At 58.0% G+C, this 12,218-nt stretch carries 13 protein-coding genes; 9 read left to right on the forward strand and 4 right to left on the reverse strand.

Annotated elements, in window-relative coordinates:
• Positions 1–11: 11 nt before the first annotated feature.
• Positions 12–1,052, forward strand: coding sequence for a YncE family protein (locus IPP95_13450; GenBank protein QQS72163.1), 1,041 nt, complete (start codon positions 12–14; stop codon positions 1,050–1,052).
• Positions 1,053–1,124: 72 nt separating this feature from the next.
• Positions 1,125–2,135 carry an MBL fold metallo-hydrolase gene (locus IPP95_13455; protein QQS72164.1) on the forward strand — a complete coding sequence of 337 codons (1,011 nt, stop codon included), beginning with the start codon at positions 1,125–1,127 and terminating at the stop codon, positions 2,133–2,135.
• Between the two features lie 8 nt (positions 2,136–2,143).
• On the opposite strand, the gene IPP95_13460 is transcribed toward IPP95_13455, so the two are convergent.
• The 4 genes from IPP95_13460 to IPP95_13475 all read right to left on the reverse strand — a co-directional run bounded on the left by IPP95_13460 (position 2,144) and on the right by IPP95_13475 (position 4,390).
• Positions 2,144–3,034 (reverse strand): T9SS type A sorting domain-containing protein, encoded by an 891-nt coding sequence (locus tag IPP95_13460; GenBank protein QQS72165.1) that lies wholly within the window; start codon positions 3,032–3,034, stop codon positions 2,144–2,146.
• Between the two features lie 130 nt (positions 3,035–3,164).
• On the reverse strand, positions 3,165–3,563 hold the full coding sequence (locus tag IPP95_13465) for a hypothetical protein (GenBank protein ID QQS72166.1): 399 nt from the start codon (positions 3,561–3,563) through the stop codon (positions 3,165–3,167).
• 393 nt (positions 3,564–3,956) lie between these two features.
• A complete protein-coding gene (locus IPP95_13470) occupies positions 3,957–4,166 on the reverse strand; it encodes a type II toxin-antitoxin system HicA family toxin (protein ID QQS72167.1) in 210 nt (69 codons plus the stop codon).
• Complete coding sequence (locus tag IPP95_13475) at positions 4,166–4,390, reverse strand: type II toxin-antitoxin system HicB family antitoxin (GenBank protein QQS72168.1); 225 nt, start codon at positions 4,388–4,390, stop codon at positions 4,166–4,168. The genes IPP95_13470 and IPP95_13475 overlap by 1 nt, the downstream gene beginning before the upstream one ends.
• A gap of 119 nt (positions 4,391–4,509) precedes the next feature.
• Between IPP95_13475 and IPP95_13480 the strand changes: the two genes are divergently transcribed.
• The 7 genes from IPP95_13480 to IPP95_13510 all read left to right on the forward strand — a co-directional run bounded on the left by IPP95_13480 (position 4,510) and on the right by IPP95_13510 (position 12,150).
• The gene (locus IPP95_13480) at positions 4,510–4,689 is read left to right on the forward strand and encodes a hypothetical protein (GenBank protein QQS72169.1); all 180 of its coding nucleotides are present in this window, start codon (positions 4,510–4,512) and stop codon (positions 4,687–4,689) included.
• 10 nt (positions 4,690–4,699) lie between these two features.
• Complete coding sequence (locus IPP95_13485) at positions 4,700–6,568, forward strand: hypothetical protein (GenBank protein ID QQS72170.1); 1,869 nt, start codon at positions 4,700–4,702, stop codon at positions 6,566–6,568.
• Positions 6,569–6,654: 86 nt separating this feature from the next.
• Complete coding sequence (locus IPP95_13490; GenBank protein ID QQS72171.1) at positions 6,655–10,161, forward strand: cobalamin-dependent protein; 3,507 nt, start codon at positions 6,655–6,657, stop codon at positions 10,159–10,161.
• Positions 10,161–10,556: a methylmalonyl-CoA mutase gene (locus IPP95_13495; GenBank protein QQS72172.1), complete on the forward strand. Its 396-nt coding sequence runs from the start codon at positions 10,161–10,163 to the stop codon at positions 10,554–10,556. Before IPP95_13490 ends, IPP95_13495 begins: the two co-directional genes overlap by 1 nt.
• Before the next feature lie 91 nt (positions 10,557–10,647).
• A complete protein-coding gene (locus tag IPP95_13500) occupies positions 10,648–11,370 on the forward strand; it encodes a hypothetical protein (protein QQS72173.1) in 723 nt (240 codons plus the stop codon).
• A gap of 145 nt (positions 11,371–11,515) precedes the next feature.
• Entirely contained in the window at positions 11,516–11,821 is a 306-nt protein-coding gene (locus IPP95_13505; GenBank protein ID QQS72174.1) for a DUF4160 domain-containing protein, read from the forward strand.
• Complete coding sequence (locus IPP95_13510; protein QQS72175.1) at positions 11,818–12,150, forward strand: DUF2442 domain-containing protein; 333 nt, start codon at positions 11,818–11,820, stop codon at positions 12,148–12,150. The genes IPP95_13505 and IPP95_13510 overlap by 4 nt, the downstream gene beginning before the upstream one ends.
• The last annotated feature ends 68 nt before the right edge of the window (positions 12,151–12,218 follow it).

A 12,218-nucleotide genomic window follows, 5' to 3' on the forward strand; every position in this document is an offset into this window, starting at 1 on the left:
CGATACGGAAGATGAACAGAATGCATCAACTACCGGTGATCGCCTTGATCGTGTTGTTCGCGATCACCGGCTGCCGCAAGGACAAGCCCGAAAGCCCGGTGGAAACGCCGGTGACCATCGGTGAAGGTCGTGGCGTGTACATCACCAACGAGGGCAACTTCCAGTGGGGCAACGCGAAGGTGAGCTACTACGACATCACATCGGCCACCGTCACGGAGGATCTCTATGAGCCTGCGAACGGCGTGTCCATCGGCGACGTTTGCCAGTCCATGGTGCTGCACGACAACAAGGCATACGTGGTGGTGAACAACTCCGGCAAAGTGGTGGTGGTGGACCCGAACACGTTCACGGCCACGGCGACGATCACGGGTTTCACCTCGCCGCGCTACATCCTGCCCGTGAGCAATGGCAAAGCCTACGTCTCGGACTTCTATGCCAGCAGCATCGCGGTGGTGGACTTGGCCAGCAACAGCATCACCGGCCATATCCCGAGCTCTGCCGCGACCCAGGAACTGGCACTGGCTGTCGGCAAGGTCTTCGTCACGAATGAGACACGGGGTGAGGTCCACGTGGTCGATCCCGCCACGGACGTGGTGTTGGACACGATCGCGGTGAGCCGCGGTGCCAACAGCATCGTGGAGGATGCCGACGGAAAGCTCTGGGTGGCCTGTACCGGCGGTGGCGGCACACCGTCGGCCTTGTATCGGATCGATCCGCAAACGGCACAGGTGGAAGCGTCGTTTCCCTTTCCGAACGCTTCTGATAGCCCGTGGCGCTTGAGCATCACCGGTGGCAAGGACACGCTGTACTTCCTCAACGGCGGCGCCTACCGCATGGCGATCACCGACAGCAGCCTGCCCGCCTCAGCCTTCGTCCCTGCTGATGGCCGCAACCTTTACGCCTTGGGCGTAGACCCCGTTGACGGCACGATCTACCTCAGCGACGCCATCGATTACGTGCAGCGCGGCATGATCTACCGCTACCGTCCCGATGGAAGCCTACTGAACACCTTCCACGCAGGGACGATACCGGGGAGTTTTTGCTTTCGGTGAGCACACTGCATACGAGAGCACGGCCGTTGCGAACTTTGTACCCCTCCGCGGAACGGCGGAGTAAAGACCTGCATGGACAAACAGCAATACGCCTCTTCGCCCAACTTCGAGAACGGGAAATTCAAGAACCTGCTTCCCACCAGCATGTCGATGTCCGCGAAGGACATGATGAAGACCCTTGCGGGATTCATTGCCGGGGGAGAGGACCGCGCGCCGAAGGAGAAGATCCAAGTGCGGCACCCGGATCCCGCTGAGATCGCTTCACCCAACGGAAGCACACGCTTGGTCTGGTTCGGTCACTCGGCGTTCCTGTTGCAGATCGACGGCAAGAACCTGTTGATCGATCCCATGTTCGGTTCCACGCCTGCGCCTTACCCGTGGATGGGCCGGTCACGCTTCACCGACGGCCTGCCCATCGCCATCGCCGACCTGCCGCAGATCGATGCCGTCCTGCTCTCACACGATCACTATGATCACTTGGACCATGGTTCCATCAAGGCGTTGAAGGCGAAGACGAAGGAGTTCTTTGTGCCCTTGGGCGTGGGGCTGCATTTACGCGCGTGGGGCATAGAAGCATCGCGGATCCACGAGCTGGACTGGTGGGACGAGGCCGATCACGAAGGGTTGCATTTCGCTTTCACACCTGCGCGCCACTTCTCAGGCCGCAGGCATACGGACCGCTTCTCCACGCTCTGGGGCGGCTGGGTGATCCGGGGGAAGAAGGACAACATCTATTTCAGCGCGGACAGCGGCTACGGGCCGCACTTCGCGGAGATCGGTGCCAAGTACGGGCCTTTCGACTTCGCCATGATCGAGTGCGGGCAGTACAACGAGAAGTGGGCCGACATCCACATGATGCCGGAGGAATCGGCACAGGCTGGCTTGGATGTGAGAGCGAAGGTGATGATGCCGATCCATTGGGGCAGCTTCGTGCTGGCCATGCACAGTTGGACCGATCCCATTGAACGGGTGACGAAGAAGGCGGACGAGCTGGGCATGCCGATCATCACGCCGCGCATCGGGGATGTGATCGCGCTGGATGCGTTGTCCGAGTTCCACGAGCGGTGGTGGCGGGAGGGTTGATCCTCAATTCACTTCATCACGATCACCCGCAGCACGGAACGGCCGATGACCAGTGAATACATCCCATTGGACAGCGTAGACAGGTCGATCTCGGTCTCGCTCTGCCGGGTTTCACCACGCAGAACGGCCCGGCCCCATGGGTCAATGATCGTGTAATGCTCACGGCTTTGGGATCCGCGAAGGGTCAGGCGGTCGGTAGCGGGAACGGGAGCGACACTTATGGGTACCCTTGGGGCGTGGTCATCAATGCGCATGGAACCCTCGCAGCTTCCTGTCGCCGGAAGAGGGTAGTAGCTCATGTTGCCAAGCCCGAAACACCCCAAGCTGTATCCACAATCAAAGGCGATTGAAATGGGCTCAAACAACCCGTGGTCCGTGCCTATGCCTTCGATCAAGTACTGCGCCCAGCTATTGCCCATCTCATAGCGTGCCCTCATCTCGGAGCCGACTAGCACACTGTCCACGGCGATAACGGTGATTTCCTCATTCCAATTATTCCAACTGATCGGCAAGGTGTCGCCCACCTGCAGGTCGAAGTCGTAGAGCAGTTGGTCCGAACTGCCGTCCCAAATGTGCATCTGGCGTCCTTCCTGCCGAATGAGCTGGACCGGGTAGAACTCGGGTCCATAGCTGGTGGAGCCTTCGCAGCTCTGCGGTACCGGGGGAAGGGATTGCCACATATAGCTGATGGTCCCCTGGCGCGTGATCTTGGTCCAGTTGATACCGGCGATCACCGAATCCCCAGCGGTGTGATAGCTGTAATTATCGATGGCGATGCAGGGTACAGGCACTGCACAGATGGACTGAACGCGCCAGACCGGGTCATTGGCGAGGTAGTCCTGTGCCTGTACCCCGAAGGCGGCGAGGAGCCCAAGGAAGGTTGTGAAGCGACGGTTCATTGGAGGGATTTACTACAACGACATTGCAGAGGGCAATAACGCTGCCTCCGCTGCCACGCCGCGCAAACTATTCTGGGCACGGCCCGGAGGCCGGGGCACCCCGGATCACCAATATGCTTTCACGCAGGCATCACATCCACCGGCGCAGGTGCTCCATGAAATCCTTCCGGAGCTCAGCGAACAGCCGTTCAAAGGTCTCGAACTGCTCGCGTTCCGCGGCGTGGTCGTGGTGCAGGCGGTGGTCGCTGGCCACGGGGTTCTTCGTGACGTCCTTCTCCAAGGCATCCGCATGCAGGTGGATGGAATGCAGGAAGCGGTCGATCACGTCACGTTGCACGGTGAACTGGTTCTGGAATTGCTCCACCTCGCTGAGGATGTCCTTATCCGTGTTGCGCAGCGCGATCTCCTCCAAGCGCTTTTGGAAGTAATGCAGTTCGCTTTTGTAGAAATCGAATTGCCGGGTCCAGGTCAAGTGTTCGAAATGAAGGTCAGCGAGGTGCTTTGGGGGTGTGCTTGTTGCGTTGGACATGGTATGGTTTGGTTTGATATTGCTCGAAGTTAGGGAAGGTCCCGGACCAAAACCTGACGGAAGTCCTGTATGTGACGAAATCGGTGTTTGGCTGCTTTCTGACCGTGGCCGGGCCCTCTATGAAGGTGTCTTTGCCCTGACTTTCCTGCGGGTTCTCTCTTTGTTCGGGATCTTCTGCTCAAGTTCGAGTGGCCCGGCCCGTGCATCAGGCTAAGCTGATCGGCCGCCCATCAGCCCCATCCCCAATATCTTCGCGCCATGTCCCACACTATCATCAAGCCCTACGTCCCCAAGAACAAGACCTAACCTGCGGCAGGCAGGTCCGCGTTGTTACCCCGGCGTCGCTGTTCGATGGGCATGACATAGTGTGGAGGACATGGTCTCAAGAATGCATCAAGCGAACAACGACCGGTCCAATCCGCTTTGCCGGATAATGGACATCAAGGTGCCGATACGTAACTCCTTGTGGTCGGGAACCGGCACCGTTACCGTTGACCCCGGTATCTGCTTTTGCATAATGATGTGACTGCCGCGCTGGCGTACCTGCTCAAAACCGTGCTTGTTCAGGATCGCACAAACCTCTCGGCCGCTGAGTGTCCGCATCAGACTGCAACACGCACTCGCGTGACCAGCACTTCCTCATGGAGCCGGTCGCCGACCTCAGCTGGGGAAGCGGTCTCGAAGAAGAGTTCCAAGGCTTCGATCAAGTTGGTGCGGGCTTCTTCGATCGTATTGCCCTGGCTGGCCACATCCAACTCCGGGCAAAGGGAGGTATAGCCATCGCCATCACGTTCGATGATCGCAGTGAGTTCGCGTGTGGTCTTCATGTTCTTGGATATCGAACCAAAGTTAGCGTTCCGGGCGTGATATCCCCTGAGACGGGAGCGACGGCCCCAGTCACTTATCACCAGCCACCAATCACCCGCCCCTCCAATATCTTCGCGCCATGTCCCACATCGTTATCCCGCCTTACGTCCCCAAGCACAAGATCCGCATCGTCACCGCCGCATCGCTGTTCGATGGGCACGATGCCGCGATCAACATTCCCACCTGCGTGGGACATCGCTTCGTTCAGCATGCTTGGCGCATCCTGAGCGGCACAGGAAAAGACCATATCACCCGGTAACTTCCCACTTATGTCCGCTTTCGTACAACTCCAACGCTACGTCCCCAGACACAAGATCAGTGTGGGCACCACTCAGGGCTTTGATGTGCCGAGCTCGAACGACCACGGGAAGTATGGGGTTTCCCTGGCTTTCGTATTGTTGAGTTGTTCCTTGGTTGCGCAGCTCCAAGTGGAATGGTCAGGCCAGCTCCGAACACATCCCCAGCCTTATGGTCGCGTTTCGGGTGCTGCGGCCGGAGCGCAGCATGATGCCAATACCTGCACTGTGGATCCTTGGGGAGCACTTTTTGTCACCGGCGTCGTCGCCTCAGGGCCAGATAATGGTGTGCAGGTATCGGGTCCGGGAGGGGCAGTGGTCTCAATCGACTCCTCAGGGGGAAGCCAGACCGTCCTGGCACGCTTCACTGCGGCTGGCACACCTTCCTGGGCATTTCTTCTCGGTGGAGGTGGGACCGAATGGCCGCTGGGTATTACCACGGACGGTACCGGTGCGGTCTATTTGGCTGGTAGGCTGGAATACACCTTGGATGTGGATCCCGGGCCGGACAGTACCGTAATCTCACAAGCGGATGGCAATGAGGATGGATACATCGCCAAATACGACAGCCTCGGGCATTTCCAATACGTCATCCATTTCAAGTCCGCCGATGGAACACCCACTTTCGCTCAAGTGGAACGCATGGCCTGCGATGCGATGAACAATCTCTACGTGATCGGCTACTTCGAAGGCAACCTCACTCTGGACAGTGGGCAGACCGTCTTAGCCGCCAATGGCAATTGGCAATGTGCCTTCGTTGCGAAATATGATCCGGATGGGCAGCTTCTGCAGTATCTCCATCTCCGCGCCGACGACTCTGGATCAACGGGCTACGATCTGGTGGTAACGGATGATGGCGGGGTTTTCATAACAGGGGATTTTAGGCACAGTATTGATATGGACCCCGGTCCGGGTACCGAGATCCTCAGCGGCTATAACGTGTGTTTCTTCATGGCCAGGTACGATGCCGATTTCGGGTTGGTGTGGGCCCATACGTTCAATGGCGGCTGGGAGCACATGGGCCTGCTCGCATGTGAAGGAGAAGCGAATGGCTATATCGTGGGTGGTGAGTTCAGGGGGGAGATCTCGGTGGAAGTGGCTGGTGTGATGCACCAATATCAGGGGGGGACGAACTTTCGCCACCTCCTGCTCATGAGCGTGAATGCGAACGGGGAGATCAACTGGTTTCGCCATTTTCCGGCGGAGAGCCCTTGTCATTTCCAGAAGCTCTGTGCCATGGATGACCGTACGTTCTATGCCAGTCTGGCGTACAGCGGTGACTTCAATTTAGACCCCGGTTTCAGTGATCTGACGGTCGCGACTGATGAACCGGATTACGATATGGGGTTCGCCCAGTATTCCATTAACGATGGGGAATTCCTGATGGGTCACGCCTATACCGAAGCTGGAAATGGGCCTCAATATGTCGGCCTAGCATCGTTCGATGGCGTGCTCTACGTTACCGCAGACTTCCATAGCGCGATCGATATCGCGGTACCGGCTATCGGTGATGTCCTTACCGAAGCAGCGGATGGAGCTTTGGCGGTCATCAAGTACAACTCACCGTCCTTGGGGATCCACGACCCGGCGAATGGGGCACACTTGAAGGTGTTCCCTATTCCAGCTTCAACCTTCCTGCAAGTAGAGAGCGGTGAGAGCGCAGAGGCAGTGGTCCGGCTGATCGTGTTTGACCATCTCGGAAAGGCCATTGTTGACCAGCCTATAGGCCGATCGAAACGGATGAATTTGTCCGTGGAGGAGTTGCGCAATGGTCCGTACGTGCTTCAGGCCGTATTCGCTGACGGGCACACTGAACGCGCCAGGATCATAGTCGTTCATTGACGACCGGGCCTGGACGAAACGCCCGGCCCGAGTGATAGGCCAGAATGGGTAAAGGTCGAACGGCCAAGAGGCGATAGCTTCGCGCCATGTCCCATCCCGTTATCCCGCCCTACGTCCCCAAGCACAAGATCCGCATCGTCACCGCCGCGTCGCTGTTCGATGGGCACGATGTCGCCATCAACATCATGCGGCGCATCCTGCAGAGCTCCGGCGCCGAGGTGATCCACCTGGGGCACGACCGCAGCGTGGAGGACGTGGTGAACACCGCCATCCAGGAGGACGCGCACGCTATCGCCATGACGAGCTACCAGGGCGGGCACGTGGAGTATTTCAAGTACATGTTCGACCTGCTGAAAGAGAAGGGAGCAGGGCATGACCCGTCCCGCCCGGGAAGCGGGATCAAGATCTTCGGCGGGGGAGGAGGGACCATCCTGCCCGAGGAGATCAAGGAGCTGGAAGCATACGGCATCACACGCTTATACCATCCCGACGATGGCCGTGCCATGGGCCTGCAGGGCATGATCAACGACATGCTGGAGCAGTGCGACTTCGACATCAGCGATGATGTGAAAGCGGAAGTGAAGGACCTGTCGCCGACGAACTGGCCCGCCATTGCGCGCTTGATCAGCACGGCGGAAAACCATCCGGAGGTTTTTAATAAAGTGGAGGACGCCATCCACGCGAAGGCCAGGGCCAGCACGGCACCGGTGCTCGGCATCACCGGCACGGGCGGATCGGGGAAGAGCAGCATGGTGGATGAATTGATCCGCCGCTTTTTGATCGATCAACCCACAAAGACCATCGGCGTGATCAGTGTGGACCCGAGCAAGCGCAAGACCGGCGGCGCGCTGCTGGGCGACCGCATCCGCATGAACAGCATCCGCGGCGAACGCGTGTACATGCGCTCGCTCGCCACGCGCCAGAGCAACCTCGCGCTGAGCAAGTACGTGCAGGAGGCGGTGAGCATCCTCAAGGCCGCGGGCTTCGACCTGATCGTCCTCGAGACCAGCGGCATCGGCCAGAGCGACACCGAGATCCTCGACCACAGCGACGTCTCGCTCTACATCATGACGCCCGAGTTCGGCGCCGCCACGCAGCTGGAAAAGATCGACATGCTCGACTTCGCCGACGTAGTGGCCATCAACAAATTCGACAAGCGCGGCGCGCTGGATGCCGTGCGCGACGTGAAGAAGCAGTACAAGCGCAACCACCAACTGTGGGACGCGAAGGACGAGGACCTGCCCGTGGTGGGCACCATCGCCAGCCAGTTCAACGACCCCGGCACCAACACGCTGTATGAGCGGCTGATGCGCAAGGTCAAGGAGAAGACGGGCGTCGACTTCCACAGCACCTTCCACGGTCACGACGAGATGAGCGAGAAGGTCTGGATCATCCCGCCCGCGAAGAGCCGCTACCTGAGTGAGATCAGCGAGAACAATAGGAGGTATGATTCCAAAGTGGATACGCAGGCTGATATTGCGGATCAACTATATGGACTGTACTCCGCTGTCCTCACCTTCGGTGGACCGGATCTTCTTGAAGAAGCCGCAAGCCTTAAGCCACAAGCTGCAAGCTCGACTACGAGCAAGCTTGGGGCTTATGGCTTGGAGCTTGAAGCCCTCGCCAACAAATTCAACGAATTAAAGAAGGACCTCGACCCCCACCTCTGGTCCATGCTCACCGGCTGGAAAGCGGAAGAGGCGCGCTACAGCGGCGAGTTCTACACCTACCACGTGCGTGGCAAGGAGATCAAGGTGCCGAACCATTCCGAGAGCCTCGCCCACCTGAAGATCCCGAAAGTCGCGCTGCCGAAATTCCGCAGCTGGGGCGACAAGGTCCGCTGGGCCATGCAGGAGAACACGCCCGGCTTCTTCCCCTATACCGCCGGCATCTATCCATTCAAGCGCACCGGCGAGGACCCCGCACGGATGTTCGCCGGCGAGGGCGGCCCCGAGCGCACCAACAAGCGCTTCCACTACGTGAGCCAAGGCCTGCCCGCCAAGCGCCTCAGCACCGCCTTCGACAGCGTGACGCTCTACGGCCACGACCCGGGACGGCGCCCCGACATCTACGGCAAGGTGGGCAACAGCGGCGTCAGCATCTGCTGTCTCGACGATGCCAAGAAGCTCTACAGCGGCTTCGACCTCACCGACCCGAAGACGAGCGTGAGCATGACCATCAACGGCCCCGCGCCCATGCTCCTCGGCTTCTTCATGAACGCCGCCATCGACCAGAACTGCGAGAAGTACATCCGCGAGAACGGCTTGCTCGACGAAGTCGAAAAGAAGATCGCTGCACGGTGGAGAGCTACAAGCCATAAGCCCCAAGCCTCAAGCTTGAAGCTTGAAGCTAGCGGCTTGCGGCCCCAGTACCACGGTGAGATCCCGGAGGGAAACAATGGATTGGGTTTGCTCTTACTCGGAATAACCGGCGACCAAGTCCTACCAAAAGAAGTCTACGCCAAGATCAAAGCCGACACCCTCGCGCAGGTCCGCGGCACCGTGCAGGCCGACATCCTCAAGGAGGACCAGGCCCAGAACACCTGCATCTTCAGCACCGAGTTCGCGCTGCGGCTCATGGGCGACGTGCAGCAGTACTTCATCGACGAGAAGGTGCGCAACTTCTACAGCGTCTCCATCAGCGGCTACCACATCGCCGAGGCCGGCGCCAACCCCATCAGCCAGCTCGCCTTCACCCTCAGCAACGGCTTCACCTACGTGGAGTACTACCTCAGCCGGGGCATGGACATCAACGCCTTCGCGCCCAACCTCAGCTTCTTCTTCAGCAACGGCATGGACCCCGAGTACGCCGTGATGGGCCGCGTGGCGCGTCGCATCTGGGCCAAGGCCATGAAGCTCCGCTACGGCGCCGACGAGCGCAGCCAGATGCTGAAGTACCACATCCAGACCAGCGGCCGCAGCCTCCACGCGCAGGAGATCGACTTCAACGACATCCGCACCACGTTGCAAGCGCTCTACGCCATCTACGACAACTGCAACAGCCTGCACACCAACGCCTACGACGAGGCCATCACCACGCCCACCGAGGAAAGCGTGCGCCGCGCCATGGCCATCCAGCTCATCATCAACAAAGAGCTCGGCCTCGCCAAGAACGAGAACCCCCTGCAAGGCTCCTTCATCATCGAAGAGCTTACCGACCTGGTGGAAGCAGCCGTGCTCACCGAGTTCGACCGCATCACCGAACGCGGCGGCGTGCTCGGCGCCATGGAGACGATGTACCAAAGATCAAGGATACAGGAAGAGAGCTTGTATTATGAGACGTTGAAGCACAATGGCGACTATCCGGTGATCGGGGTGAACACATTCTTGAGTTCGAAAGGATCTCCGACGATACTTCCCAAGGAAGTGATACGGGCAACGGAAGAAGAGAAGCAAGCGCAAATTGCGACGGCGGAGAATTTGCAGAAAGCCTACTCGAAAGAGTCTGCGGTCTGGATCAAGAAGCTTCAGGAAGCCGCCATCAAGAACCAGAACATGTTCGAGATGCTCATGGAAGCGACGAAGTATTGCAGCCTTGGGCATTTGACGGATGCCATGTTTGAAGTGGGTGGCCAGTATAGAAGAAACATGTGATGATGTCTGGTCGAGAACGTATAGCGCACCTGCCTGCCGGCAGGCAGGGCCGCATCCAGGAGGAAAGCCTCTACTACGAAACGCTGAAGCACAACGGCGACTCCCCCGTGATCGGCGTGAACACCTTCCTCAGCAGCAAGGGCTCACCGACGGTCCTTCCGAAGGAAGTGATCCGCGCCACCGAGGAGGAGAAGCAGGCGCAGATCCAAACAGCGGAGAATTTGCAGAAGGCCTACGCCACGGAAAGCGCTGCGGCGTTGAATGACCTGCAGCATGCGGCGATCAAGAATGAGAACATGTTCGCTGTGCTGATGGAGGCTTGTAAGTATTGCTCGCTTGGGCAGCTTACGGATGCTATGTTTGAGGTGGGAGGCCAGTATCGACGTAATATGTGATGCGGAATAGACGAGCCAGCTGCCGGACCAAGTTTGGTTGCGCGTATCTGATGATTCGGAACCCAAGATCAATTCATCATTCAAAGCACTTATGAAGTCGATCATTGCATTACTCGCGCTTGTCTCTTCAGGGCTTGTTTGCGGACAATCCTTCGAAGGAGCCCTGATCTATGTTGCCGACTTCACGGTGGAAGAACGCATGGAGAAAATGGGTTTGACCAAGGACATCATGATCGCCAAAATGAAAGAGGACGGATCATACACGGACACCATCACCGTTTCGTATAAGCAAGGGAATTATCGCACTGCCCTGAACACGCATCCGGCGTCATGGAACATATACACGGCAGCAAGCAACAGGATCCACACTATGCAAGATGGTGAAGCATCGGACATCTGCACCGTAATGGATGCGTCGGTCGACCTAGAGGCATCCATGATGGGCACAATACCGACGGTGCAGAAGCTGGACACTACGGTCATGCTCGGGGGAGCAGTGTGCAACATTGTGCGCGTAAAATGGAAGACCGGGACCTATGATTACTACTACGATCCGACACGCCTGACCGTGGACGCATCCCTGTTCCAAGGGCACGTGTATGATGGCTGGGCCGAGTTTCTGAAGATCTCAGGAGTGCTACCTGTGCAGATCGTTAAGACCGTGAAGGGAATGACAACCGCAACCCAGACGCTTGTGTCTATCAAGCAGGAAGCCATCGCAGATGAGTTGTTCACGATACCTACACTCATTCCAGATGAGGAATTGAATGTGATCAAAGTCGCGGGCAAGGAATTGATGCGGATCAAGAGGTAGACGTATCGACCGTGGATGGGGACCGTGCCACCGAGGATGCGACTAAGGGTTGCTCGTTGGAGCAGATGACCGAGGCTATGCTTGAAGTTGGGGGCAGCATCGGAGGAATATGTAGGGACGCATCGTCGGTGCTACCTTTGGGTCAATGCCCAAACTCTACGAATACTTCGGTCTCATCTTCCTGTTCTACAGCGATGATCACGATCCGATGCACCTGCATGTACAGGCTGGTAGTCGTGAAGGCATCATCATGCTCATCATCGTAGATGGCAAGCTAACGGAACTCCGTTGGCGGGCCAAGCGGGGTGCTTCCATGCTGAATGAAAAGGAGCAGCGCGAAGCCGAATCGTTCGTCCGCGCCATGAAAAGCGACATCGTGGAGAAGTGGACCGCATTCTATGTCGAACACAAGCGCATCAAACCGGAGCGCATAACACGCCGCATCAAATGAAGATCGCTGAAGACGTCCGCATCAAGAAGGCCACCTACTTGCACGACTACGCCATCCGCTTCACCTTCACGGACGGTCATGTTTCGGAGATCGACTTTCATCCCTTCCTCAGCGCGGCCGGGCAAAATCCGATGAACAGCCAGTACTTGGATGTGACCCGCTTCCGGAAGTTCAAGCTGCACCGCAACGTGGATGTCTTTTGGGATGATTGGGAGATGTGCTTCCGCTTCGAGACGCTCTATTCCGGGAAATTGCCGAAGATGCCTAAGCGACTTTCCATCCGCTCACGCCGTGGCAGCGCACAGCACGTTGGGCAAGATCAAGAATGAGAACATGTTCGCTGTGTTGATGGAGGCTTGTAAGTATTGCTCGCTTGGGCAGCTTACGGATGCGATGT

The sequence above is a fragment of the Flavobacteriales bacterium genome (genome assembly GCA_016700415.1).
Classification (GTDB): domain Bacteria; phylum Bacteroidota; class Bacteroidia; order Flavobacteriales_F; family PHOS-HE28; genus PHOS-HE28.

Excerpts from the sequence above, each read along its gene's own strand:
- IPP95_13465 (QQS72166.1), bottom strand. The coding sequence starts at position 3,563 with ATGTCCAACGCAACAAGCACACCCCCAAAGCACCTCGCTGACCTTCAT.
- IPP95_13495 (QQS72172.1), top strand. The coding sequence starts at position 10,161 with ATGATGTCTGGTCGAGAACGTATAGCGCACCTGCCTGCCGGCAGGCAG.
- IPP95_13500 (QQS72173.1), top strand. The coding sequence starts at position 10,648 with ATGAAGTCGATCATTGCATTACTCGCGCTTGTCTCTTCAGGGCTTGTT.
- IPP95_13505 (QQS72174.1), top strand. The coding sequence starts at position 11,516 with ATGCCCAAACTCTACGAATACTTCGGTCTCATCTTCCTGTTCTACAGC.
- IPP95_13480 (QQS72169.1), top strand. The coding sequence starts at position 4,510 with ATGTCCCACATCGTTATCCCGCCTTACGTCCCCAAGCACAAGATCCGC.
- IPP95_13510 (QQS72175.1), top strand. The coding sequence starts at position 11,818 with ATGAAGATCGCTGAAGACGTCCGCATCAAGAAGGCCACCTACTTGCAC.
- IPP95_13475 (QQS72168.1), bottom strand. The coding sequence starts at position 4,390 with ATGAAGACCACACGCGAACTCACTGCGATCATCGAACGTGATGGCGAT.
- IPP95_13470 (QQS72167.1), bottom strand. The coding sequence starts at position 4,166 with ATGCGGACACTCAGCGGCCGAGAGGTTTGTGCGATCCTGAACAAGCAC.
- IPP95_13455 (QQS72164.1), top strand. The coding sequence starts at position 1,125 with ATGGACAAACAGCAATACGCCTCTTCGCCCAACTTCGAGAACGGGAAA.
- IPP95_13450 (QQS72163.1), top strand. The coding sequence starts at position 12 with ATGAACAGAATGCATCAACTACCGGTGATCGCCTTGATCGTGTTGTTC.
- IPP95_13485 (QQS72170.1), top strand. The coding sequence starts at position 4,700 with ATGTCCGCTTTCGTACAACTCCAACGCTACGTCCCCAGACACAAGATC.
- IPP95_13460 (QQS72165.1), bottom strand. The coding sequence starts at position 3,034 with ATGAACCGTCGCTTCACAACCTTCCTTGGGCTCCTCGCCGCCTTCGGG.
- IPP95_13490 (QQS72171.1), top strand. The coding sequence starts at position 6,655 with ATGTCCCATCCCGTTATCCCGCCCTACGTCCCCAAGCACAAGATCCGC.